The organism is Amycolatopsis eburnea, assembly GCF_003937945.1.
Lineage (GTDB): Bacteria > Actinomycetota > Actinomycetes > Mycobacteriales > Pseudonocardiaceae > Amycolatopsis > Amycolatopsis eburnea.
In genome coordinates, this window is the sequence record NZ_RSEC01000036.1 from 315,434 (window position 1) to 339,239 (window position 23,806).

General features: G+C 72.5%; 18 protein-coding genes. 4 read left to right on the plus strand and 14 right to left on the minus strand.

The features are described 5' to 3' along the window. Positions 1-86 precede the first annotated feature (86 nt). The 6 genes from EIY87_RS14060 to EIY87_RS14085 form a co-directional block, all read right to left on the minus strand. Entirely contained in the window at positions 87-680 is a 594-nt protein-coding gene (locus EIY87_RS14060; RefSeq protein WP_125308143.1) for a DUF4232 domain-containing protein, read from the minus strand. Positions 681-700: 20 nt separating this feature from the next. Further along, a complete protein-coding gene (locus EIY87_RS14065; protein WP_125308144.1) occupies positions 701-1,189 on the minus strand; it encodes a DUF4232 domain-containing protein in 489 nt (162 codons plus the stop codon). 131 nt (positions 1,190-1,320) lie between these two features. Next, positions 1,321-3,837, minus strand: a complete 2,517-nt coding sequence (locus tag EIY87_RS14070; RefSeq protein ID WP_225439863.1) for a CHAT domain-containing protein — start codon at positions 3,835-3,837, stop codon at positions 1,321-1,323. A gap of 248 nt (positions 3,838-4,085) precedes the next feature. Next, positions 4,086-4,571, minus strand: a complete 486-nt coding sequence (locus tag EIY87_RS14075) for a hypothetical protein (protein ID WP_125308146.1) — start codon at positions 4,569-4,571, stop codon at positions 4,086-4,088. Continuing rightward, positions 4,568-5,143, minus strand: a complete 576-nt coding sequence (locus EIY87_RS14080) for an RNA polymerase sigma factor (RefSeq protein WP_125308147.1) — start codon at positions 5,141-5,143, stop codon at positions 4,568-4,570. The genes EIY87_RS14075 and EIY87_RS14080 overlap by 4 nt, the downstream gene beginning before the upstream one ends. After that, on the minus strand, positions 5,140-6,774 hold the full coding sequence (locus EIY87_RS14085) for a S8 family serine peptidase (RefSeq protein ID WP_125308148.1): 1,635 nt from the start codon (positions 6,772-6,774) through the stop codon (positions 5,140-5,142). Before EIY87_RS14085 ends, EIY87_RS14080 begins: the two co-directional genes overlap by 4 nt. Before the next feature lie 183 nt (positions 6,775-6,957). On the opposite strand from EIY87_RS14085, the gene EIY87_RS14090 reads away from it, so the two are divergent. After that, a complete protein-coding gene (locus EIY87_RS14090) occupies positions 6,958-10,095 on the plus strand; it encodes a SpvB/TcaC N-terminal domain-containing protein (protein ID WP_125308149.1) in 3,138 nt (1,045 codons plus the stop codon). Positions 10,096-10,128: 33 nt separating this feature from the next. On the opposite strand, the gene sigJ is transcribed toward EIY87_RS14090, so the two are convergent. After that, positions 10,129-11,010, minus strand: coding sequence for an RNA polymerase sigma factor SigJ (gene sigJ / locus EIY87_RS14095; RefSeq protein WP_125308150.1), 882 nt, complete (start codon positions 11,008-11,010; stop codon positions 10,129-10,131). 151 nt (positions 11,011-11,161) lie between these two features. On the opposite strand from sigJ, the gene EIY87_RS14100 reads away from it, so the two are divergent. Next, positions 11,162-13,975, plus strand: coding sequence for a discoidin domain-containing protein (locus EIY87_RS14100; protein ID WP_125308151.1), 2,814 nt, complete (start codon positions 11,162-11,164; stop codon positions 13,973-13,975). Here EIY87_RS14100 and EIY87_RS14105 read toward each other — a convergent pair. Both EIY87_RS14105 and EIY87_RS14110 read right to left on the minus strand, forming a co-directional pair. Further along, on the minus strand, positions 13,955-14,575 hold the full coding sequence (locus EIY87_RS14105; protein WP_125308152.1) for a hypothetical protein: 621 nt from the start codon (positions 14,573-14,575) through the stop codon (positions 13,955-13,957). The two genes, EIY87_RS14100 and EIY87_RS14105, sit on opposite strands and share 21 nt — an antisense overlap. 421 nt (positions 14,576-14,996) lie before the next feature. Then, a complete protein-coding gene (locus EIY87_RS14110) occupies positions 14,997-16,226 on the minus strand; it encodes a S53 family peptidase (protein ID WP_125308153.1) in 1,230 nt (409 codons plus the stop codon). Positions 16,227-16,486: 260 nt separating this feature from the next. On the opposite strand from EIY87_RS14110, the gene EIY87_RS14115 reads away from it, so the two are divergent. Continuing rightward, positions 16,487-18,811 carry a chitobiase/beta-hexosaminidase C-terminal domain-containing protein gene (locus EIY87_RS14115; RefSeq protein ID WP_125308154.1) on the plus strand — a complete coding sequence of 775 codons (2,325 nt, stop codon included), beginning with the start codon at positions 16,487-16,489 and terminating at the stop codon, positions 18,809-18,811. A 19-nt stretch (positions 18,812-18,830) separates the two neighbouring features. Here EIY87_RS14115 and EIY87_RS14120 read toward each other — a convergent pair whose 3' ends face one another. Next, on the minus strand, positions 18,831-19,829 hold the full coding sequence (locus EIY87_RS14120) for an erythromycin esterase family protein (RefSeq protein ID WP_125308155.1): 999 nt from the start codon (positions 19,827-19,829) through the stop codon (positions 18,831-18,833). 29 nt (positions 19,830-19,858) lie between these two features. Here EIY87_RS14120 and EIY87_RS14125 point away from each other — a divergent pair, with 29 nt between their 5' ends. Next, complete coding sequence (locus EIY87_RS14125) at positions 19,859-20,548, plus strand: TioE family transcriptional regulator (protein ID WP_191984090.1); 690 nt, start codon at positions 19,859-19,861, stop codon at positions 20,546-20,548. Here the strand turns inward: EIY87_RS14125 and EIY87_RS14130 are convergent. From EIY87_RS14130 to EIY87_RS14145, 4 genes are all read right to left on the minus strand, one after another. Then, positions 20,537-21,391 (minus strand): ion transporter, encoded by an 855-nt coding sequence (locus EIY87_RS14130; RefSeq protein ID WP_125308157.1) that lies wholly within the window; start codon positions 21,389-21,391, stop codon positions 20,537-20,539. The genes EIY87_RS14125 and EIY87_RS14130 overlap by 12 nt on opposite strands. A 136-nt stretch (positions 21,392-21,527) precedes the next feature. Further along, positions 21,528-21,971, minus strand: coding sequence for a MarR family winged helix-turn-helix transcriptional regulator (locus EIY87_RS14135; protein ID WP_225439865.1), 444 nt, complete (start codon positions 21,969-21,971; stop codon positions 21,528-21,530). A gap of 2 nt (positions 21,972-21,973) precedes the next feature. Then, a complete protein-coding gene (locus tag EIY87_RS14140; protein ID WP_125308158.1) occupies positions 21,974-23,308 on the minus strand; it encodes an acetyl-CoA carboxylase biotin carboxylase subunit in 1,335 nt (444 codons plus the stop codon). A 5-nt stretch (positions 23,309-23,313) separates the two neighbouring features. Further along, the gene (locus tag EIY87_RS14145; RefSeq protein WP_125308159.1) at positions 23,314-23,805 is read right to left on the minus strand and encodes an acetyl-CoA carboxylase biotin carboxyl carrier protein; all 492 of its coding nucleotides are present in this window, start codon (positions 23,803-23,805) and stop codon (positions 23,314-23,316) included. Position 23,806: the final 1 nt, after the last annotated feature.

The following is a 23,806-nucleotide window of genomic DNA, read 5'->3' on the forward strand; positions in this document are numbered from 1 at the left end:
CCCGAGGCGGCCTTGGTTGCGTCTTGCGCACCGAAGGCCGCCTTGGGTGCGCAAGACACAACCAAGGCCACATTGGGGCGCTTGGGTCAGGACGGGTCGGCGAGGATGCCGTTCACGTACGAACCCGGGTGGGTCGCCGCGTCCTGGCGGAGGACCGGCAGGTCGGGCAGCCAGGCCGCGGACAGCGCCCGGGTCGAGCCCGGCGGGATCGTGTTCAGCTTCGACGGCGTCCAGGCCGGCTGCCCGTCCGCCGGCTTCAGCACCGTGATCGTCGCCGAGGCCGTCGTGCCCGCGGTGACCTCGTTGTACTTCACGCCGTTGTCGACGCGCGGCAGGTGGTACACCGGGCCGAACGCCGGCTCGTCCGGGCCGACGAGGTCGACGCCCGGGACGCCGTACAGGCCGCACGTGTGGTCCGTCGTGTTCCGGTACGTCAGCGGGATGTCGTACTGGCCCGGCGCGTCGTTCTTCTCGGCCGGCTTGCCCAGCAGGACCTCCAGGTCGGCCGTCGTGCACCGCGGGGTCGCAGTCGACGCCGCGGCCACCCCGCCGCCGGCCGGAGCCGCCGCCGCGCCGTTCGCGGCACCCGCCGCGGGTGCCGGAGCCGCCGTGGACGTGCCGCACGCCGCCAGCAGGAAGGCCCCCGCCGCCGTGCCGATCCCGATCAAGATGCGCTTCACGTGGAATCCCCTCCCGAAGTTCAGTTGCCGACCGGCGTGACCTGGACGGTGTCGCCCTTCACCGGCGCCCCCGCCGGCCACGCGACGCTCACCGGCTGGCCGTACGGCCCGGTCGGCAGGTCGAACGTGACGAATTCGGCGGCCGCGGGCGCCCCTGCCGAGCGCTGGACGATCCGGGACACCGCCGGGTGCCCGGCACGCAGGTTCACCGGAAGCACCTCGGAAGCGTCCGTCGTCACCGCGATCGGCAGCCGCTGCCCGCCGGCGAGGAAGCCCACCGCCGTCGGCGCGCCCTCGAGCTTGCAGTTCGTGTTCGGCGACGCCGCCGTGTAGGTGAGCACGTAGGCCTCGTGCCCGGCCGCGTGCGCCGGGTCGTGGGCCACGGTCACGCGGACGTCCGAGGCGCCGCACGGGTGGTCGCTCGGCATGGCGTTCGCCACCCCGCCCGCCACCAGCAGCCCACCGGCCGCCAGACCCCCGGCGATCAGCGCGGTTCCAGCTCGCTTCATGGTCGTCCTCCCTCGTTCCGTGCTCGACTGGACTCACCGGGAGAGATGCCCGGCCACCCCACGGGGATGCGCCGCGATGCGATCGATCACCGGAAAGCAACCTTCAAGATCGCCGGACGTCGAAAAGAGTGTCAGCTGCGACCGAAGCAGACGAACGGCATCAACGGTTCCGCCGTGGCCGCGTCCGCCAGCGCCCGCGCCGGCGGGGTCCCGGCGGCCAGCGCGCGGTGGAACGCCAGCATCACGCCGCCCGCGGTCCGGTCGTCGACCCGCGCCACGCTCGAGACCACCGTGCGGCTGCCGCCGTAGAGCAGCGCCGCCGTGAAGCCGAGGACCTCGTCGCCCGCGCGGACCACGGTCTGGCCGACGTCGCACGAGGACAGCACCACCTGCTCCGGCGCCGTCGCGAGCTGCTGGACGTCGTAGGCCATCAGCGGCCCGTCGGCGAGGTTGAGCCGGGAGAACAGCACGTTCTCCCGCTCGTGGTGACCGTGCGCGGCGAAGTGCGCCAGCCGGCAGCCGTCGAACGCCTTGAGCGTCGCCGCGACCGTCGCGTCCGGCCCGGTCAGCACCTCCGCCTCCGGGTACAGCGGCGCCAGCGCCGAGATCTCGGTTTCCGCGTGGGTCAGGTCCGAGCCCGCGACCAGCAGCGGCGCCCCGCCCGCGCGGCGGGGACGGCGGCCCGCGTCGAGCCAGGCCGACGACGACGGCGTGACCGTCACCGGCCGCCCGCGCAGCGTCGGCAGCAGCCCCCACGGGATCGCCGAGAGCGCGCCGGTCGGCACGACGACGACGTCGAGGTCGCCCAGCCGGTTCGCCAGCGGCGCCAGCAGGATCGCGTCCAGCGCGGTGACCTGCGTCCGCACCGACCGGCGGATGACCTGGTCCAGCTGGGCGGGGAGCTGGCGCCCGCACAACGCGTCGAGGTCGCTGTGCAGCCGCGCGACCGGCTCGGCGACGGCCGACGCCGGGCCGAGCTCGATCAGCGCCACCCGGTGGTTCGCGATCACCTGCGCGCACAACGCGCCGTGGTCGGCGAGGAAGCAGACCATCGCGCTGCCGCTGTCGGCGAGCTCGTCGCCGACCTCGCGCAGCTTCGCCTCGGGGTGGTCCTCGTCGGTGCCCTCGGCCTGCCAGCCCTTGGCGCGGATTTCCCGTTCCAGCGCGGCACACCGCTTCACGGCCTGGGCGTCCGGCTTCCCGGACAGCTCGCCGGCGCGGATCTGCATCGAGAGGTACCGCAGCTCGGCGACGGCATCGACGGTCTCCGGGTGCGCGGGCGGGCGCACCGGCCGGAACCGGAACGCCTGCGCACGCGAGCGGTCGAGCCACCGGAACACCACCCCCGGCGACCGCTGGGCGAGCGCGGCGGCGAGACCGGCGTCGGCGAGTTCCTTGCCCAGCGACGTCGTCGCGGTCTGCAGGTCGACGCTGCCGAAGCGGCTGCGGTGGCGCTGCAGCTGGGCGAGCCCGGCGCGCGCGTTCGCGAACGTCGTGCGCCGGTGGCCGGTCGCGGCGCCGAGTTCGGCCAGCGCGAGCCGCCGGACGAGGCGGTTTTCCAGCGGCGCGGCCCGGCGGTCGCGCGGCGCGATGCCGGCCCGGGCACCGTCGAGGTCGCCGAGCGCGATCCGCGCCCGCGCGGCCAGCAGCGCCGCGATTTCGGCGTCGTTGCGCAGGCCCAGCCCGGTGAGCCGGCCGGCCAGCGCGGTCGCTTCGGTGGCGACGCGGGCGATCCGCCGTCCGGCCGCGAAGTCCGCGCGCAACGCGGTCAGCTGCGCGACCGCGGCCCAGGTTTCGTTGCCACGACGGCGAAACCGCCGTTCGGCGCGCCCGGCCCAGCTGCGCGCGGTCGCCGGGTCGCCACTCGCCAGCGCGGCGAGCGCGCGCGTGAGCTCGGCTTCGGCGTGCTCCTGGTTCATCCGCGACCGCGGGAACTGCTCGAGGGCGGCGTCCAGCTCGGCGGCGGCTTCCTGCGGCAGCCCGGCGGCGAGCAGCGCCCGTGCCTTGTCGACGGCCAGCACGGGCAGCATCCCGACGCTCTGCTCGGCGTAGAACCCGCTCGCCGCGTCGAAGTCGCGCAGCGCGCCCGGGATGTCGCCGGTCAGCACCCGCGCCTGCCCGCGCCCGTGCGCGGCCTTCGCGAAGATCCGGGCCAGGCCCTCTTCTTCGGGCTGCCCGGCCCCGATCTGCTCGCACTGGTCGAGATCGGCGAGCGCGAGCCGCACGCGTCCGGCGTACTGGTGCAGCATCGCGCGGTTGAGCAGCGTCCGGGCGAGCACGACGAACTCGCCGGCCTGCCGCAGCAGCGGGATCGCCTCGTCGAAGCAGGTGAGGGCCTCGTCCATCCGTCCGATGAGGATGAACACGAGCCCGCGCTGCTGCCGCAGGATCCCGCGCCCGGCCTCGGAAACGAGGGCGTCGGCCTCATCGAGCAGGGCGAGGCCGCGCGCGCTGTTGCCCAGCGCGGTCTCGACGGCGGCGTACGTCCCGAGCACGCGCGTGGCGAGATCGGGCCAGGCCGGCCACCCGTCCGGCGGCGCGGTGGCGGGCAGGCCGAGAAGCCGTGCGGCGGACCGGATCAGGCGCCCGCCGACCACGGGCTGGCCGTTGTTGGTCGCCGCGACCGCACGCCGATGCAGGTCGCGCACCCGGTCTTCCGCCCTCGGCGACGCGACCACAGGCTGCCCTCCCGGCCGGAGCCGTCCCCCTCGGCCGAGAAGGACGACCCGGATCGTACCTCCGGGTCAGGGAGGTTCGGGAGTTGTCGCGGGCAGGCGGATTTTCACGTGACAGAGCGATATCCGGTGTGCTGCCCGCCGCCATGAACGACTCTTTCATGTCACCGGACGCGATGAACGACCCGTTCATGACGTCGGCGGCCACCGGGTGCGCGCGGTCAGAGTTCGATCGCCGGTGTGCTCACCGTCCTCGACCTCCCGAGCGTCCGCACCAGCACCTGCACCATCCCGTGCGCGACCCCGCTGACCGCGAAGCGCCCCTCGGCGTCCGAAGTGGTCGTCAAGGGGCCGTTCGCCGTGCGGACCTCGATCGGGTGCTCGGCGGGCGGGGTCAACCACCCGTCGAGCCGGATCGTGCCCGTCGCTTCGGGGCTCACGTTCACCATGATCGTCAGGCTTTCGCTGTCGAACGTGATGAGCCGGCCCTGCTCGGCGGCGCTTCGCGTGACGGCGAGGGCCTCCTGCTCGCGGATGCGCATCACTTCCAGGTCGACGTCCTCCAGCGCGATGGCGAAGCGGATCTGCTCCACCAGCGTGGCGGGCATCGGGTCGGCGTCTTCCCACAGCTCGCGCACGCCGGCGAGGAGCCGGAAGTCGAGCTCGTCCAGCGGCTCGTTCGCGCCTGGTGGTTCGACGGTGGTCACAGCCAATCTCCTTCGCCGTTGGCGAGTAGCTGCTCGCGCAGGCGCGCGAGGCAGCGTCCCCTGGTCGGGCCGATACTCCCCCTCGGCATTCCCAGCCGGGCGCCGACTTCGGCGTAGTCCGGCCGGTGCACGAACGCCACGATCCGCAGCAGGCTGCGGCAGCGTTCGGGCAGGTTGTCGACCGCGCGCCAGAGCCGCACGCGCTGGTCGTCGCGCAGCACCCCCTCCTCGGGTGCCGGTGACGCTTCGGCGAGCCGCTCCGGGAGCTCCGGCAGCGGCCGCTCGACCTGGCGTTTTTCCCCAGTCCGCCAGGCCTCCCGCTTGGTCACGGTGATCAGCCAGCCGGTCAGCGCGACCGGCGAGCGGATCTCCGCGAACGAACCGAGCAGGCGCAGCCACGCCGTCTGCACGACGTCGCCCGCCTGATCGGCGTCCAGACCCTGATCCCGCGCCACCTGCCAGAGCAGCGGCGTGAGCAGGGAAACCAGTTCGTCCAGCGCCGCGCGGTCGCCTTCCCGCGCGGCGTCGAACAGTGCCGCTACCCGGCTGTGGTCGGTCTTGGCCACGTTCACAGCGAACCCAGCGCGGACCAGGCCCGCTTGACGACCGTTTCGCGGTCGACCGTGGCCAGGTCCCCGGAGTGCAGCAGCAGCGCCTTGCCGATCTCGGCCGCGGCGAGCGGGGCGGCGAACGACGTCCCGTCCCAGACCGCGAAGCCGGCGCTGTAGTCGTCGGGGTCGAAGGAGTTGCGGCCGTGGTCGGGCACCTGGTGGTCGGCGGCCGCGGTGCCGCGGACGTCGGTCGGGTAGGTGCTGACCACGCCGGCGCCGGTCGCCCAGCAGCGCACCCACGGGCCTTCGTTGGAGAACAGCGCCTTGCTCGTGGTGACGTCGGGGTTGAGCGCGCCCACGCTGATCACCTGCGGGCCGCAGCCCGGGCCGAGCGGCTGGTCGGCGAAGGCCGCCGGGTAGAAGCGGCGGGTGGTGGCATCGTTGCCCGCGGCCGCGACGACCAGCACGCCGAGGCCGAGCAGCTCGGCGATGACCGAGCCGAACTGGCCGGTGAACGCGACGTCCGCCGGGTCCTCGACGTAGTAGCCCATCGAGATCGAGACGATGTCGACCAGGTCCTCCGGCCGGTTGTTCGCCTGCGCGTTGCGGACGCGGTCGGCGAGCAGGTGCAGCGCGAGCAGCACGTCGCCCTCGTACGCGACGCCGTCGCTGTGCACGACGCGGATCGCGAGCGTGTCGGCTTCGGGGCAGGCCTGCCGGATGATGCCGGCGATGAACAGGCCGTGCCCGGTGTCGGTGTCGATGTCGCCGATCAGCGGCTGGCCGGTCGTCGGCGCGTCCCAGTAGTCGGTGAGCAGCTGCGTCGGGACGGTGGTCCCGGCGTCGATCTCGGCCTGCAGGATCGCCGCCTGGATGTCCGGCGCGACGGCTAGCCCGGAGCCGGGCGCCGGCGGGCCGGAGCGGTCGGCGAGCCCGAACCACGGGTGCGGGCCGATGCCGGTGTCGAGCACGGCGATCACCGGCCGGCGGTGCGCGGGCTTGCGGCTGCGGTACGGCGGTTCGGCGGCCAGCGTCACCGGGATCCGGTTCGCGCCGTGGGTCCGCCCGTACGAGCTGCCCGCGCCGAACCCGCTGGTCTCCCACGGCGTGCCGCCGAGGCCGCTGGTCTCCCACGGGACCCCGCCGAACACCGGCGAGGTGAAGAGCAGGTGCTCGACGGACATCTCCTTGACGATCTCGGGGTCGAGCTCGGGCTTTTCACCGGACGCGGCGGCGCGCAGCAGCTGCAGTGCCTTCCAGCAGTCGACGACGACCGGGTCGGAGTCCTCCCGGACCTGCAGCAGCGCGCGGACGGGCACGTCGTCGAGCTCACGGACGCGCGCGTACTCCTGGCCTTCGCCGCCGCGGTCGGCCGGGGTCGCGTAGACGCCGATGCGCGCGAGCACGCGGTTGATCGCGGCCAGTGCCTCCGGGTCGCGCAGGTACCGGTTGGGCAGCAGGAACGTGCCGGGCCGGTACACCGTCGTGCGCGGCACCGGCTGGCCGGCGGCGACGACCGCGGTCGCCGGGTCCAGCACGCGTGCGCCGTGCCGGTCGAGCAACTGCCTCGGCGGGGTCGGGAGCTCGTTCAGCGTGCTCGCGTCCTCCGCCGCCACTTCCGCGCCCTCGTCCCGGACGAACTTGACGACCATCGGGTCCACCCTCCGCCATTGATCACTGATGGCACCCGGGAAAGACCCGTGGGCCGCCACTGGAATACGACACGGACGTCTCGAATGGGTAACGACCGTGGCAAACGGGTGAAGAGGTATCTGACGTGCCCGGCTCACCCACTTGGCCCTCCGGAAGTCACGGATCCATGCGGGGAGATCACCATGGTTGTGCTCCGGTCGAGCACGGGGGAGGCGACCCGGCCGGCACCGGTCCGGGGACAGGGCGGGGTGTTCACCCCGGACCCGGCCACCGGCGGCGGGCGGTTCGCGGTGCCGCTCGACCTGCCGCCCGGTCCCGGCGGCGGCGCCCCGGCGCTGGCGCTGCGCTACACGACCGGCGCGCCCAACGGCCCGTTCGGCGGCGGGTTCGCGCTGCCGCTGCCGCACGTCCGCAAGACCGGCGGCCAGGCCCGGTCCGGGACGGCGGGCCGGCTCACCCGCCACGGCGACGGCTACGTGCTGACCACCCGGTCGGGGACCCGGCACTTCCTCGGCCCCGCCGACGGCGACGGCTGGTACCTCGACCGGACCGAGGACGCGCTGGGCGCGACGGCGACGTTCGGCTGGGCGCACCACAGCGGCCAGGCGTACCTCGCCCGCGTCGCCTACGGACCGTACGAAGTGGACTTCGCCTACGAGCCGCGGCCGGACGTGCTGCGCTGGGGCCGCGGCGGCACCCTCGTCACGACGGCGCTGCGGTGCGCGCGGATCGACCTGCGGGTGCCCGCCGACGCGCGGCCGCTCGTCCGGCGGTGGACCCTCGGCTACGACCCCGACGACGTCACCGGCGCTTCCCTGCTGACGTCGGTGGCGCTCACCGGGTTCGACGCGCGCGGCGCCGAAGCCGCCGCCCCGGTGCTGCGGCTGGCCTACACCCAGGTCGAAACCCCGGTCGCCCGGCGGGTCCAGCTCGCCGCGAAGGCCCGCTCCGGCGGCGGCGTTTCGCTGCTCGACGCCGACGACACCGTGCCGTACTTCTCGTTCGAGGACCTCCCCCGCACCGGGCGGCTGAGCGGGATCGACAACGGCATCGGGCTGCGCACGGAGATCGAGTACACGACGGTGGAGGCGGTCCCGGTGGTCCGGCGCGTCTCGCGCCGCGAAGTGGCCACCGGCCACGTGGGCGTGACCGAGTTCGAGTACCACGACAGCCGGGCGCCGGTCTTCGGCCGGGTCGTCCAGGACGACCTCGGCGACGAGCACGCGCCGACGTTGCGGACCGTGCGCTGGTTCGGCGACGACGGGCGGCTGACGAAGGAGGAGACCTACGGCCTCGACGACTCCCCCGCGCGCGAGCGGCCGTACCGCCGGGTGGTGCACCTGCGCCGTCCACAGTGGACTCGCACGGTGGTGACCGAGTTCGACCGGCGGCCCGGCCCGGTCTCGGTCACCACGACGGAGACGGACCTCGACGCCGCCGGGAACCCGGCCCGGGTGGTGGAAACGACCGAGCGGCCCGGCCGCGGGACCGTCGTGCGCGACACCCGCACGACGTACGCGACCGACCCCGACGGCCGGTTCGCGGCGCTGCCCGCGCGGATCCGCGTGGTGGACGGCACCGGGACGGTGGTGTCCGACCGGCTGTTCCGCTACGACGAGACCCCGGACGGCCGGGCCGGCGCGCACGGGCTGTGCACCGCGCGGGAGGAGCTGGTGCTCACCGACGCGCTCGTCGCCGACGGCTACGGCCCGGTCCCGCCGGACCTGCGCCACCACGGCTACCACCGCCGTCCCGGCGAGGACGGCTGGTGGATCACGACGTTCCACGGACGGCTCGACACCGTCGCGGGGCTGCGCACCACGATGACCGATCCGCTCGGGCACACCACCGAAGTGCGGTATTCGGCCGACCACTGCTTCCCCGAGGTGACCACGGATCCGCTCGGGAACGTGACGATCACGCGCCACGACGTCCGGACCGCGCGGGTGCGCGAACTGATCGCCCCGGCGGGCGCGGTGACCACGGTGACCCACGACCCGCTGGGGCGTCCCGAAACCGTCGTCCGGCCCGGTGATTCCGCGGAGCTGCCGACGATCCGGTACCGCTACGGCACCGGCGGCCCGGTGCGGGTCACGACCGAGCAGCGCGCGGTGTCCGGCGAGGCCGAGGTGCTGCTGACGACCGAGGTGCGCGACGGCGCCGGGCGGCTGCTGGAGCGGCGGCACACCGAGCTGCTCGGCGACGTCGTCGACGAGCGCCACGAGTACTGCGCCCGCGGCTTCGTGCGCCGGACGAGCCGGTCCTTCCGCGACGGCGACCGCCCACCCGCCCCCGAAGAGTTCCACTACGACGCCCTGGGCCGGCCCACCGACGTTCGTGAAGGCCACCTTGAGGAACTTGTAGCTCGTGAAGGTGGCCTTCACGACCTGCTCGGGCGGGAGCTGCGCGGCGCCGACGGGGTCGTGCTGGTGCGGGACGCCGCGGGGAACCCGGTCGAGGCGCGGACGCCGGACGGGCACACCGTGTACCGGGTGCACGACGCCGTCGGCAGGCCGGTGGCGGTGCTGGTCGACGACCCGCACGGCACGCCGGTCACGACGTTCACCCACCACGACGGCGGCCTGCCGGTGCCACCCGGTGCCGGGCCGCACAGCTGCGGGCGGCTGGTGCGCGTGTCCGACGAATCGGGCGTGACCCTGTTCGGCTACGACGCGCTCGGCAACCCGGCCGAGAAGCGCTGGCGGCCGGCGCACGTCGCCGTCGAGTACCGCCTGGACGTGGTGCGCCGCGCCGACGGGCGGCCGGCGAAGGTGGTCTACCCGGACGCCGGCGACGGGCGGCTGACGGTCCACCACCAGTACGACGAGGTCGGCAGGCTGGTGAGCGTGCCGGGCTTCGTCGACGCGGTGCACTACGACCTGCGCGGCCACCGCACGGCGGTCCACTACGCGAACGGCGTCACCGAGGCGTGGACCGGCGGCCGCCACGTCGTCACCGGCCCGGGCGGCACCTGGACCCGCGAAATCGGCGCGGCCGCGGCCCCGGAACCGTTGTGCGGCACGGAAATCCGCGACGCGTTCGACCGCCTGCGCGGCGTCCACGGTGACGACGGCGTCAACGCGCTGTACGGCTACGACCACACCGGCCGCCGCGTCCGCACCCTGGTCTCCGACGGCACACGCGTCCACGAAGTCCTGACCCCGGACGAGCTGTACGCCATCGAGGACGGCGAGCTGGTGGCCGTGGTGGCGGGCGCGGTCCGCCGCTACGCCGACGCCAGGCAGCACTACCTGCACTTCGACGGCGACGCCGGGATCGCCCTGGTGACCGACGAGTCCGGCGCGGTCGTGAGTGGCTAGTGGGGTTCTAACCCGACTTGCCACTCACGACCGTCAGTCGAGCACGGCCAGGTCCAGGCGGTCGAGGCGGTCGGGGTCGGCCAGGATGTCGATCTCCACGATCCGGCCGCCGGCCACGGTGAAGCCCAGCACCGAGAACGGGCGGCCGTCGCGGGTCGCCACCACGCCGGCCGCGCCGTTGACCAGGGCGCGGTGGACCACGCCGCCGCCCGCGCCGAGGCGGGAGAACGTCAGGGCCTGGTTCGCGACCGCCGCCGCGCCGCGGACCTCGTCCGAGCCGCCGTGGGCCGCGCCGCGGTCGGCGCGCAGCACGACGTCGGGGTCGAGGACCGAGACCAGCGCGTCGAAGTCACCACCGCGGGCCGCGGCCAGGAAGGCGTCGACGACTTCACGCTGGCGCGCCAGGTCCGGGTCCGGCGCGACCGGCGCGCCCTGCACCCGCCGCCGGGCGCGGCTGGCGAGCTGGCGGGTCGCCGCTTCGGAACGGCCGACGATCGGGGCGATCTCCTCGAACGGCATCGCGAACATGTCCCGCAGCACGAACGCCAGCCGCTCGCCCGGGGTGAGCGTGTCCAGCACGACCAGCAGCGCGAGGCCGACCGAGTCCGCCATCAGCACCTCGTGCTCGGGACCGGCGTCCTCCCGGCTGACGATCGGGTCCGGCACCAGCGTGTCCCACGGCTCCTCGCGCCGTGCCTTGCGCGACCGCAGCATGTCCAGGCAGACCCGGCCGACGACGGTCGTCAGCCAGCCGCCCAGGTTCTCGACGGCGGCGCTGTCGCTCCGGCTCAGCCGCAGCCAGGACTCCTGGACGGCGTCTTCGGCTTCGCTCAGCGAGCCCAGCATCCGGTAGGCGACGGCCCGCAGGTGGTTGCGGTGGGTCTCGAAGCTTTCGGCCAGGAAGTCGTCGTTCACGGGTGGTCCTTTCGCGTGCGTCACCACCTTGACGTATCGCGCCGTGAAGATGTGACAGGTCTGATGATTCGATCCCGCTCAGCGGCATCCTCCCTTGACGGACGAGATACCGGCTGACAATCATCAGATCTCTCCGAGTCGAGGAGAGGCCATGAGAGTCCGAGCCTGCCTCGCCGCGGCCATCGTGCTGCTGGCGACCCTGATCACCCCGGCGAACGCCGAAGTGCGGCACCCGCGCCAGGACTGGCTGCGCGCCTCGACGGCCGGGCTGTTCCTGCACTGGGGCATGTTCACCGCGCCGCGGCACACCGACTGCGCCGCCTGGGAGCACGACGTCACCGCCGGCGGCTGGACGCCGGGCTACTGGATCGACGAGGCGAAGAAGCTCGGCGCGTCCTACGTCGTGCTCGCCACGTTCCACAGCAGGCTGGGCTACGCGCGGCCGTGGCCGTCGAAGATCCCCGGCAGCTGCTCGACCCAGCGCGACTTCCTCGGCGAGCTGATCGCCGCGGGCCAGGCCAAGGGCGTCCGCGTTCTGTTGTACATGACCGACGATCCCCAGTGGCACAACGAAACCGGCCACGAGTCGCTCGACTCGGCCGCCTACTCGGCGTACAAGGGCCACCCGGTCGACCTCACCACCCGCCCGGGCTTCGGCGAGTACAGCTACGACCTCTTCGACGAGGTCATGGACCGGTACAGCGACCTCGCCGGGTTCTGGATCGACAACGACAACGAGTACTGGGAGCAGCACGGGCTCTACGAACGCGTCCGCGAGAAGCGGCCGTCCTGGTTGCTGAGCAACAACAACGAGGACACCCCGATCATGGACACGGTCAGCAACGAGCAGAAGACCGGCATGACGCCGTCCTACGACTACCCGCAGGCGGTCTACACGCCGATGCCGCGGCTCACCGAAGCCGACTACAAGCTGCCGACCAACGGCGACTGGTGGTACAGCGGCGGCGACCAGCCCGTCGACTTCCGGCTCTCCACCGGCCGGTACATCACGAACGCGGGCTCGTCGATCAAGTCGCTGATGGCCGAAACCGCCATGCTGAACGGGAAGTTCCCACCGCGGCAGGAGGAGTTCAACGACTTCATGGCGTCGTGGACCCAGCCGATCAAGGAGTCCTTGCAGGGCACCGAAGGCGGCGGCTACCTGTACGGCGGCATGCAGCCGGGCTTCTGGAACGACGGCGCGCACGGCGTCATCACCCTGAAAGGCGCTACGCAGTACGTCCACGTCGTGACGCGGCCGTCGACGAACCTGGTCCGGCTGCGGGACAACGGCTACCGCGTCACCCGCGTCTCGGACCTGCGGACCGGAAAACCGATGCGGTTCGCGCAGTCCGGCGGCTATCTGTCCATTCTGGACATCACGGACTGGGACGCCTACGACACGGTGTTCAAAGTGGACACCGCCGGGCAGCAGTACTTCTACGACAAGAGCACGATCAAGGCGACCGCGTCGGCGGCCGCACCGGGGCACCCGGCGGCGAACCTCGTCGACGGCAGCTACGAAAACTACTGGGACGCCGACGGCCGGCAGCCCGTGTCGATCACCCTCGACCTCGGGAAGAAGCGGTCGACGGCCTACCTTGCGGTGCACGAGCGCGAGTCGTCGCCGACGTACGCGCGGGAATCGTTCGGCCGCGCCGAGGATTCCGCGCGGATCAAGGACTACCGCGTCTACGCCAGCGACGACGGGAACAACTGGCGCACGGTGCGCACCGGCGCGCTGCCCAGCACCCGCGGCGTGCAGTTCGTCGACGTCGGCGAGGTGCACGCGCGGTACCTCAAGCTCGACGTGCTGAACACGTGGTCCGGACCGCAGGCCAAGCCGTTCTTCCACCAGCTCGCGCTCGACGAGGTCGACGTCGCCTACGGCTACCCGGACCCGCGCGGCGAAGTGCCGCTGGAGGCGGAATCGTGGCGCAACGGCTTCGAGGGCAAGGCTTCCCCGGTGTGGTGCGAGGCCTGCTCGGGCACGGCCGCCGTCACCGGTCTCGACCGCGGCGCCGTCGTCTTCCGGAACGTCCAGGCGTCGGGTCCCTCGCGCCTGCAGCTGGACACGACCGGACCGGGCACGCTCTCGGTGAGCGTCAACGGCGCAGCACCCGTCGCGGTCAGCGCCCCGGCGGCCATCGCCGTGCCGTTCACCGCCGGGCCCAACACGGTCAAGGTCTCCGGCACGACGGGTCTGGACCGCATCGCGGTGGCACCGCTGCCGCCCGAGTCGTACACGCCGAAGACGACGTTGACGGTCCAACCCGCTGGTGTGCAATGGGTTTCGCCCGGACGGCAGGCGATGACGATCACCGCGTCGCTGCGGCTCGACGTCGACGACCCGATCGACGACGTCACGCTGGCGCCGGTCGTCCCGGCGGGCTGGACGCTCGAAGGCACACCGGTGACCGCGTCGAACCTGCGGCTCGGTCAGGTCCTCAGTGGATCGTGGACGGTGACCGCCCCGGCGGCCGGGGACGTGACCATCCCGGTGACGGCGGCGTTCCGGACGCTCGGCCGCGCGAAGTCGGTGAGCAAGCCGGTGGTGGTCAAGCCGCGTCCGGCGGACCGGGTGTTCATGCGCGAGGCGGAGGACTCGGCCAACGACATCGGCGACGCCGGCGTCACGAGCTGTTCGCTGTGCTCGGGCGGGCAGAAGGTCCGCAACATCGGGGGCGGCGCGGGTGCGGCGGTGACCTTCCCGGACGTCGTCGTACCCGCGGCGGGGCAGTACGAGCTGTTCCTCGACTTCACCGTCAACGGCGACCGGTCGTACTTCGTGTCGGTCAACGGGGGCGCGCCGGTGGAGGTGAAGGTCAGCGGCGCGGGGAACAACACCCCGTACACCACTTCGGTCCCGGTGCCGCTGACCGCGGGCGCCAATGCGATCCGGATCGGCAACGACCGCGCGGGGGCTCCGGATCTGGACCGGATTTCACTGGGCCAGCTCCCGTAGCACCCGCCCCGGGTCGATGTCGACCGCGCGGCCGGGGTCCCCGTCCGGCCCGCTCCACGCGACGGTGACCCACAGTTCGGCGTAGTCCCCGCGCTCGACACCGGGCAGCTGCCAGGTGAGCCGCGCGCCGTCGAGCCGGACGGCGTCGGCCAGCTGCCCCGACCAGTACGGCGGCACGTGCTGCCCGGTGCGCGAGCAGTGCAGCAGCATTTCGGCACCGGGACCGCCGACGCTCACCACGGCGTCGGCGGTCGCGGCCGTGAAAGCGCCTTCCCCACCGCGGACGTCCGGCGGCGGGGCGGCCAGCTCGGCCTGGACGACGAACTCGCTGAGCGCTTCCCTGGCCAGCACGCGGAAGATGACGGTTTCCCGGGTGACGCCCGGCTGCTCGGCCTTGGTGGGACCGGAGAGCACGTCGAGCCGCACGGACCGGTGCCGCCACCGGCACAGCCGGGAGCCGGAGTCCAGGCCCCAGGTCAGTTCCGGTCTCGCCGGCACGTCCCACCCACCGACGCGGACGGCGAAGCGCACATCGCCGAGCGGGGTGACGACGTCGAGCGCCCGCGAGGGCGTCCGCGAGAGCAGCTCGGTGTCCAGCATGCAGTCATCCTTACCCCGCACCGGCGGACCGCATGCAAAGGTCACCCGTCCGTGGCATGTGGACGGTGCGCCCGGCGTCGCGGGGAATGTCATGAAAGGGTCGTTCATGTCGTCTGACGACAGGGCTCCGGCAAAGTCGCCGAGGGCCGACCGCTCTCGGTCTGAACCGACCGGTGCCGGCCGCAGCGAGTGGCGCCGGGCGGCCCTGTGGTGTCTTGAATGAGTCATTCAGGACCTCCGAAGACCTGAATGACTCATTCAAGACGTCGGCGAAGCCGCCGACATCGTGGACCGCCGGACCGGCCGCACCGGCCCGACTTCGCCGAGGCCCGGCGTCGCGGGAAATGTCATGAAAGGGTCGTTCATGACCTCTGGCGAGGTGAACGACCCTTTCATGACATCCGGCCGGGGCCACCCGCGCTCAGAACCCGGCGGTCCCGTGCGGCGTGCCCAGCCCGGTCGGTCCGTCGTACCCGGTTCCCGCCGTGCAGAGGTACGTCCCGCCGCAGCTGCCGTTCGAGCCCGACGTCACGTCGTACAGCCCGTCGGCGTGCGCGTACGGGTAGGACCCCGACGTCACGGAATTCCCCGCCAGCGCGTACACGCTCGCGATCACCGGCGAGGACAGGCTCGTCCCGCCGACCTGGATCCAGCCGTCCGCGCCCTGGGCGAGGCCCAGTGACAGCAGCAGGTCGCAGAACGACGAGCTGCCGCAGCTGTTGTACGTGTCGTAGACGCCGAGCCCGGTGGCCGGGTCCGCGACCGCCGAGACGTCCGCGACCGTCCGCTTGGCGCACCCGGTGTCGTGCTGCCACGCCGGTTTCGGCTCCAGCGCGGAACACCCGCTGCCGCTGCCCTTCCACGTCGTCTCGGTCCAGCCGCGCGCGGCGGTCGTGGACTTCTTGAGCGTCGTGCCGCCCACCGCCGTGACGTACGGCGACGAAGCCGGCCAGCTGACGCCGTAGCCGGAGTCGCCCGAGGACGCCGTGACCGCGATGCCCGGGTGGTTCAGGTGGGCGTCCGCGGCCAGGATCGTCGAGTCTTCGGTGCCGCCGTAGCTGTTGGAGATCGCCACCACGCCCGGGGTCGCCGCGGCCGTGTCGACCGCCGTCATCAGCGGGTCGACGTCCGGGGAGTTGGCCTCCACCAAGAGGATCTTGCAGTCCGGGCAGGTCGCCGACACCGCGTCGAGGTCGAGGCTGATCTCCATCGCCCAGCCGTAGTCGGGCGCCGGCAGCGGGCTCGCCGCGCCGTTCTGGTTGACCTTCTTGAAGCAGCCGTTGGCCGTGGTGCACGGCGGAAGCCCGCGCGCGGACCGGAACTTGGCCAGGTCGGCCTCGGCCGTCGGCGCGTCCTGGGCGTCCACGATGGCCACGGTCTTGCCGTTCGCGTGCAGGCCGCCGAGGTTGTACGCGGCTTGGATCTCGGCCGGGCCGTAGCCGACCGGGGTCGAGGTGAGCAGCGGGCCGGAGCCCTTCGGTGACCGGATCGACTTGCCGAGGCAGTGCAGCTTGCCCGACGTGGCGCAGCCGAAGCTGACGACGCCGCCGCTCCGCGGGGGAGCGGCTTCGGCGGTCGAGGTGGCCACGGTCAGCGGGGCGGCGATCAGGGAGAGGACGACGAGGGACCGGAGCAGCCGTGGAGGCGACATTGCCTACTCCTCGGTAGGGGACGAGTGGCACGGGATCGTCGCATGTCACTCGTTCGAGGTCACCCGGCAGAAGCATGTTTCTCGGTTCAGTCATTCGCCCACCGGGTCGCCAATCAGACGAAGAGCCACGAAACGCTTCACCCGTTCGCATATTGGTCCAGACAAGTGTTACCAAAAAGTGATCAACGGCCCGCTGAGCGGGAGCTAATTTGTTGTGACTCACAACGAATGCTCGTGGATCCCCAACGGCGGAGGTCGGCGTGACCCGGACCCTGGACAAGCTTCGACGACGCGGCCCGAGGCTCGCGCTCGTCGCATCCGCACTGCTGGTGGCGGCCGGGCTGAGCGCCCCCGCCGCCCTCGCCGCGGACGACTACACGCAGAGCGTCAGCCAGCTCAGCTCGACGCAGGTGCAAATCAACTTCACCCCGACGACCCCCGCGCTGTACGTGGACGTCCACTACACCGGCGTGCCCGGCCTCGGCCAGCAGAACGTGCGGATGACCAACGGCTCCGGCACCTGGCGGACCACCGTCGGCGGCCTGAGCACCGGGAACACGCTCGACTACTGGTTCACCTACGAGAAGAGCGGGCCGCAGTACGACACCCCGCACTTCAGCTACACCGTCGGCGGCGGCACGACGACGGTCGCCGCGCCGACGTTCAGCCCGCCCGGCGGCACCTACTCGGCCGCCCAGACGGTGACGCTCAGCAGCGCCACCTCGGGCGCGACCATCCGGTACACAGTGGACGGTTCGACGCCGACCGCGTCCTCGACGCTCTACAGCGGACCGATCAGCGTGCCGAACTCCCGCACGGTCAACGCGATCGCGCTCAAGTCCGGCTCGACGACGTCGCCGGTGTCGAGCGCGACCTACACGATCGGCACCCAGGCCGGCTGCCCGGCGCAGTCCGACACCCCGAACTTCGGGCCGAACGTGCGGATCTTCGACCCGGGCATGTCCGCGGCAACGATCCAGGCCCAGCTCGACACGGACTTCAACAACCAGAAGGACACGCTCACCGCGCAGATGGCGGACCGGCGCGTCGCGCACCTGTTCAAGCCGGGCACCTACAACAACGTCCACGACAACGTCGGCTTCTACACCTCGGTGGCCGGCCTCGGCCAGAACCCCGGCGACGTCCTGATCAACGGTGACGTCACCGTGGACGCCTTCAACGCCTCCGACAACGGCGTCGCGCTGCAGAACTTCTGGCGCTCGGCCGAGAACATGGCGGTCAACCCGTCCGGCGGCAACGAGCGGTGGGCGGTCGCGCAGGCCGCGCCGTTCCGCCGGATGGACGTCCGCGGCGGGCTGCAGCTGTACCCGGCGAGCTACGGCTACGCCAGCGGCGGCTACATCGCCGACACGAAGGTGGCCGGCCAGGCCGCGTCGGTGTCGCAGCAGCAGTGGTACACCCGCGATTCACAGCTCGGCAGCTGGGCAGGCGGCGTGTGGAACATGGTCTTCTCCGGCACCAGCGGCGCGCCGGCGAACACGTTCCCGAACCCGCCGGAGACCACGCTGGCCACGACCCCGGTCTCGCGCGACGTGCCCTACCTCTACGTCGACGGCACCGGCAAGTACCGCGTCTTCCTGCCTTCCCTGCGCACCAACGCCTCCGGCCCCAGCTGGGCGAACGGCAGCACCCCGGGCACGTCGGCGCCGATGAGCCAGTTCTACGTCGTCAAGTCCGGTGACACGGCCGCGTCGATCAACAACGCGCTCGCCGCGGGCTGCAACCTGTTCTTCACGCCGGGCGTCTACCACCTCAACCAGACGCTCAACGTGACGAAGGCGAACACGACGATCCTCGGCATCGGCTACCCGACGCTGGTGCCCGACAACGGCGTCAACGCGATGCAGGTGTCCGATGTGGACGGCGTGCGGCTCAAGGGCCTGCTCTTCGACGCGGGCACGACGAACTCGCAGGCCCTGCTGACCGTCGGGCAGTCCGGGTCGTCGGCGTCGCACGCCTCGAACCCGACGACGATCCAGGACGTGTTCTTCCGGATCGGCGGCGCGATCGCCGGCAAGGCGACGAACAGCCTGATCGTCAACAGCGCCGACACGATCATCGACCACATCTGGGCGTGGCGGGCCGACCACGGCAACGCGGGCACGTACGGCTGGACCACGAACACCGCCGACACCGGGCTCGTGGTGAACGGCGCGAACGTGCTGGCCACCGGCCTGTTCGTCGAGCACTACCAGAAGTACCAGGTGATCTGGAACGGCCAGGGCGGGAAGACGATCTTCTTCCAGAACGAGATGCCCTACGACGTGCCGAACCAGGCGTCGTGGAACGCGCCTTCGGGCGTCGCCGGGTACGCCGCCTACAAGGTCGCGTCGAACGTGACAACGCATGAGGCGTGGGGTCTCGGGAGCTACTGCTTCTTCGACACCAACCCCGCGGTGTCCAGCTACCACGCGTTCGAGGTGCCGAACACCAGCGGCGTGAAGTTCCACGACCTGCTGACGGTTTCGCTCAACTACCGCGGCACGATCACGCACGTCATCAACGACACCGGCGGCGTCACGCCTTCGGGCACGGTGCCGGTCAACGTGGTCAGCTACCCGTAGGCACGGGTGATCGGTGGCGTCAGGCGACGTGCAGCACGGCGTCGACGCCGCCGATCATCTCCGCGTCCAGCGGGAAGTACCCCTGCTCGGGCCTGGTGTCGGTGCGGGTCCGGCCGGGCGGGACGTCGGCGGTCAGCCGCCAGCCGTCGGTGTCGCGCTGCAACAGGCCTTCGTAGGTGTCCGCGGCCGGCTCCCCGAGCCCGAGGGCCTCGCTGCGGCCCAGGCTGCCGGCGATCACGGCGTACCGGTCGCCGAGCAGGGACGCCACGATCGCGCCGGCCCCGGCCCCCGTCCGCCGCAGGTGGCCGTTGTTCGCGAACACCAGTGTCCGGCCGGGCGTCGCCGCGTGGATGTCGAGGAGGTTGCGGGCCATGACGACCGCCCGGGCGCGCGAGAGGCGCGCGATCCGCGTGTCCCGGTCCCCGGGCACCGCCGAAGCCGCGTGGTAGCGCAGCAGGTCGAGCCCGGCGGTGGCGTGGATCCGGGCGCGGTCCCACGCGGCGCGCGACGTCGTCGCGATCAGCCGGGGCGCCTCGGCGTGGAGCGCGGTGAGCAGGTCGTCGGCGAGGATCCGCAGCTCGCGGGCCTCCGGCGTGGCACCGGGTGACGCGGCCGGGTCGAGGATCGCTTCGGCGCGGCTCCACCGTTCGTCGTCGCCCGCCGGGACGTCGACGTCGAGGCCGAGGTAGTCGCGGACGTGTTCGAGGTAGTGGCGCGGGCTGGGCGCGCTGAACATCTCGGTCGGGGCGTCGAAGCCGTGGAAGGCGAGCGGCTCGTCGGCGGTCTCGTTGTACTCGCTCAGCCACTCGAGCAGCTGCCGGTTGGCGGGCACCTCGCCGAACCCGTGCGAGAACCCGCCGTCGAGCGCGGCGACGCGGTCGGTCTCCAGCGCGATCGCCCGGAAGCCGTGGGCGGTCAGCCGCACGAACAGCTCGTTGCGGACGCGCGCGAAGGCCGGTTCGAAGTGGGTCGGCTCGCCGAACGCGAGCAGCTCGGCGGTGAAGTCCGTGATGTCCATGTGGTTGAATCGTATCCTTGAACACCCGGTTGAGACCCGCTGATCTGGCCCGCGAGCACGGCCTGTCCACGCAGGCGGTCCGCAACTACGAACGCGACGGCTTCCTGCCGCCCGCGGCCCGCACCGAAAGCGGCTACCGCGTCTACACGGAGCTGCACGCGGCGGCCTTGCGGGCGTTCCTCGCGCTGGTCGCGGCGTACGGCCACGGGATGGCGGGCGGCATCATGAGCGCCGTCAACACCGGCGACGTCGACCGCGCGCTGGCGCTCGTCGACCGCGGCCACGCCCAGCTCGCGCGCGACCGCGAAACCCTCAACACGGTGCGCACGGCCATCGGCGACCTGACCGGCGACCCCGCCCCGGCGCCCGCCGGGCAGGAGTGGTCGATCGGCGAGCTGGCGCACCGCCTCGGCGTCACCGCGGCGACCGTGCGGGCGTGGGAGCGCGCCGGGATCTTGGTGCCCGAGCGGAACCGGGCGACCGGCTACCGCGTCTTCCGCGCCACCGACATCCGCGACGCCGAGCTGGCCCACCTCCTCCGCCGCGGCGGCTACCCGCTGACGCACATCGCGACGGTGGTCGAGCAGGTCCGCACGGCGGGCGGCACCGAGTCACTGGCCCGCGCGCTGGCGGGCTGGCGCGACCGGCTCACGCGGCGGGGCCTGGCCATGCTCGACGCCGCCGGCCGGCTCGCGGAGTACGTGAAGCTAAGGCCGTGACTTCGGGTGCAGGCGGTCGTACTCGAGCGCGGCGGTGTGCTGGGTGCGCACGGGCAGGGACTTCTCCTTCTCGGCGTCGTCCATGTCGTTGAGCCCGAGCTGCACGGCCAGCCGGATCTGCTCGCGGTTGTCGCGCACGACGGCGGAGAAGAAGTCGTCGATCCGCGGGTCCAGCAGGACTTCGAGCAGCACGCGGAACGAGGTGTCCACGCAGGCGCGCACGATCTCGTCGTGGAACGGCAGCCGCTTGAGCCGCCCGAGCTGCGGATCCGCGGCGATCTTCTCGGTGATGATCGCGCGCAGCTCTTCCTTGTTGGCCCCGAGCGACTTCGCGAGGTTTTCCGGGTAGTTCCCGGTTTCCAGCACCTTGACGACCTCGTCGAGCACGGCGATGGTCACCGGTTTCTTGATGGCCTTCACGATCGGCTCGGACAGCTTGTCGACGAGCCGGTAGGTGAACTGCTCCCCGACAGCCCGGTCCGCGGCCCGCCCGATCCGGATCAGCAGCAGCACGACGCTGACGAACTTGTGCGCGGCCATCGCGGGGTGCGCGACCGGGATCATCGCGAACAGCTCGTACCAGTTGCGCACCAGGAACTTCCGGGCCCACCGGCGTTTCCGCCACCGCCACAGGAACTCGAGGAAGAAGACCCCGCAGATGCCGCAGTCGACGGAGAAGATCACCAATCCGGTGTCCCGCGCCGGCGGGCTGAGCACCATGAACCCGAGCAACCCGACCGACCCGGCGGCCAGGATGAGCATGATCCAGTCGTCGGCGCGCACGTTCCCGGGCAGAATCCCGCTGTTGAGCTCCGGCTCACGGGCGTCGCGAAGGGTGGTCATGCCCGATCATGGCACGCACCGGCCCGATCAGCCGCTTCGCGATGTCATGAAAGGGTCGTTCACCTCGTCAGACGACATGAACGACCCTTTCATGACATTCCGCGAGGCCGGGCAGACCACGCGGCCAGGGCACGTCTCAAGGCTGCTCGTCCGGCAGCGCCGCCAGCCACACCGACAGGCAGCGCTCCGCCGCGCGCAGCTCTGTCGCCGTGCACTCCGCCAGCACCGCGTCCGGGAGCCGGGCCACTTCGCGCCGGGCCGCGGCCAGGCGGGACGCGCCCGTGGCCGTGCACTCCACCAGGACCCGGCGCCGGTCGCCGCGGTCCTTGCGGCGCCGGACGTGGCCCGCGCGCTCCAGGCGGTCGAGCAGGCCCGTCACCGCGCCCGTGGAGAGGCGGGTCGCCGCCGCGATGCGGCCCGCCGTGACCGGGCCGTCGGCGAGGGTGTCCAGGCATTGGTACTCCCGGAACGTGAGGCCGAGGCGGCCGGTCACCTCGGCCAGGCGCTCGCGCAGCGCCGAGCCGAGCCGGCCGCCCAGTTCCGCGATCCGGACCGGGTCCGGTGCCGTGCGCGTGGCCAACGTCAGCTCCGCAGCAGCGACGTGTCGTGCCGGCCGGCGTGGAACACCGGGTCGGCGAGGACGTCCTGCAGCAGCTCGCTCGTCGTGGCGACGCCGGGGCCCGCGATCCGGAACTCGCCGAGCGCGCGCCGCATGCGGGCGATCGCCTGGTCGCGGTCCGGGGCCCAGACGATCACCTTCGCCAGCAACGAGTCGTAGTACGGCGGGACCTGCCAGCCCGCGTACGCGTGGGTGTCCACCCGGACGAACTGGCCGCCCGGCGGGACGAACTCGGTCAGCAGGCCCGGGCACGGCGCGAAGTCGCGGCGCGGGTCCTCCGCGTTGACCCGGCATTCGATCGCGACGCCGTTCGGGCGGACGTCCTCCTGCGCCACCGAGACCGGCAGCCCCGCCGCGACGCGGATCTGCTCGCGGACCAGGTCGATCCCGGTCACCGCCTCGGTCACCGGGTGCTCCACCTGGATCCGGCAGTTCACCTCGATGAACGCGACCTCGTCCCCCTCCACGAGGAACTCGAACGTGCCCGCCCCGGTGTAGCCGACGGCCGCCGCGCCGCGGACGGCCGCCTGCGTGAGCCGCTCGCGCACCGCCGCCGGGAGCAGCGGGGCCGGGCTCTCCTCGATCAGCTTCTGGTGCCGCCGCTGCACCGAGCAGTCCCGCTCGCCCAGGTGCAGCACCGTGCCGTGGTTGTCGGCGAGCACCTGGACCTCGACGTGCCGCGCGTGCTCCCAGTACCGCTCGAGGTAGACGCGGTCGTCGCCGAACACCCCGCGCGCGGTCGCCCGCGTCGTGCGGAACGCCGGGAGCAGCTCGTCCCACTCCCGGACCACCGCCATACCGCGGCCGCCACCGCCGGCGGACGCCTTGATGATCACCGGCAGGCCGACGCGCTTGGTGGTCTCGACCAGTTCGGCCGGGGTGCTCACCGCCTCCGCCGAGCCGGGGACGACCGGCAGGCCGGCCGCGGCCATCAGCTCGCGCGCGGTCGCCTTGTCGCCGAGCCGGGCCATGACGTCGGGGTGCGGGCCGATGAAGACGATCCCGTTCTTGTCGCAGATCTCGGCGAAGTCCGGGTCCTCCGACAGGAACCCGTAGCCGGGGTGGATCGCCTCCGCGCCGGTGCGCAGCGCGGCCTCGATGATCATCGCCGGGTACAGGTAGCTCTTGCGCGGCGCGCCGGGCCCGATCTGCACCGCCTCGTCGGCCAGCCGCACGGCGGCCGAGTCGCGGTCGGCGGTCGAGTGCACGACCACCGTGCGGATCCCCATTTCCCGGCAGGTCCGCACCACGCGCAGCGCGATCTCACCGCGGTTGGCGACGAGGATCTTTCGGAACACCGGCGTCACCCTTCGGCTCGCGGCCGGACCAGCAGCAGCGGCTGGCCGTACTCGACGGACTCGGCGTCGCCCGCGACGACTTCGGCGACGACACCGGCGGTCTCGGCGAGGATCGGGTTCATCAGCTTCATCGCCTCGACGATGCCGACCTGCGTGCCCGCCTCGATCTCGTCGCCGGCCTCGACGAACGGCCGCGCGCCCGGCTCCGGCGCCCGGTAGAACGTGCCGACCACCGGCGCGACCACCGCCGCCAGGTCCTCGGCGGGCTCGGCGGCCGGCTCCGGCCGGGCCACGCCTTCGACGACGCGGGTGCCCACCGGCCACTCGACCTCGATGCTGGCGCAGCCGAACCGCACCACCGCCCGGCTCGGCGCCTCCGGGGCCGCCCGCACCGCTTCGGCGAGGCTGCGGCCGAGGATCGCCATGGCGTCCTCGGCATCGAGCCCGCCCAGCGTGGTGGCCTCGCCGGGGGTGATCTCGGGGTATGTCCTGGTCATC

Excerpts from the sequence above, each read along its gene's own strand:
- EIY87_RS14110 (WP_125308153.1), bottom strand. The coding sequence starts at position 16,226 with ATGTCGCCTCCACGGCTGCTCCGGTCCCTCGTCGTCCTCTCCCTGATC.
- EIY87_RS14065 (WP_125308144.1), bottom strand. The coding sequence starts at position 1,189 with ATGAAGCGAGCTGGAACCGCGCTGATCGCCGGGGGTCTGGCGGCCGGT.
- EIY87_RS14085 (WP_125308148.1), bottom strand. The coding sequence starts at position 6,774 with ATGGTCGTCAAGTTCGTCCGGGACGAGGGCGCGGAAGTGGCGGCGGAG.
- EIY87_RS14100 (WP_125308151.1), top strand. The coding sequence starts at position 11,162 with ATGAGAGTCCGAGCCTGCCTCGCCGCGGCCATCGTGCTGCTGGCGACC.
- EIY87_RS14145 (WP_125308159.1), bottom strand. The coding sequence starts at position 23,805 with ATGACCAGGACATACCCCGAGATCACCCCCGGCGAGGCCACCACGCTG.
- EIY87_RS14105 (WP_125308152.1), bottom strand. The coding sequence starts at position 14,575 with ATGCTGGACACCGAGCTGCTCTCGCGGACGCCCTCGCGGGCGCTCGAC.
- EIY87_RS14130 (WP_125308157.1), bottom strand. The coding sequence starts at position 21,391 with ATGACCACCCTTCGCGACGCCCGTGAGCCGGAGCTCAACAGCGGGATT.
- EIY87_RS14120 (WP_125308155.1), bottom strand. The coding sequence starts at position 19,829 with ATGGACATCACGGACTTCACCGCCGAGCTGCTCGCGTTCGGCGAGCCG.
- EIY87_RS14090 (WP_125308149.1), top strand. The coding sequence starts at position 6,958 with ATGGTTGTGCTCCGGTCGAGCACGGGGGAGGCGACCCGGCCGGCACCG.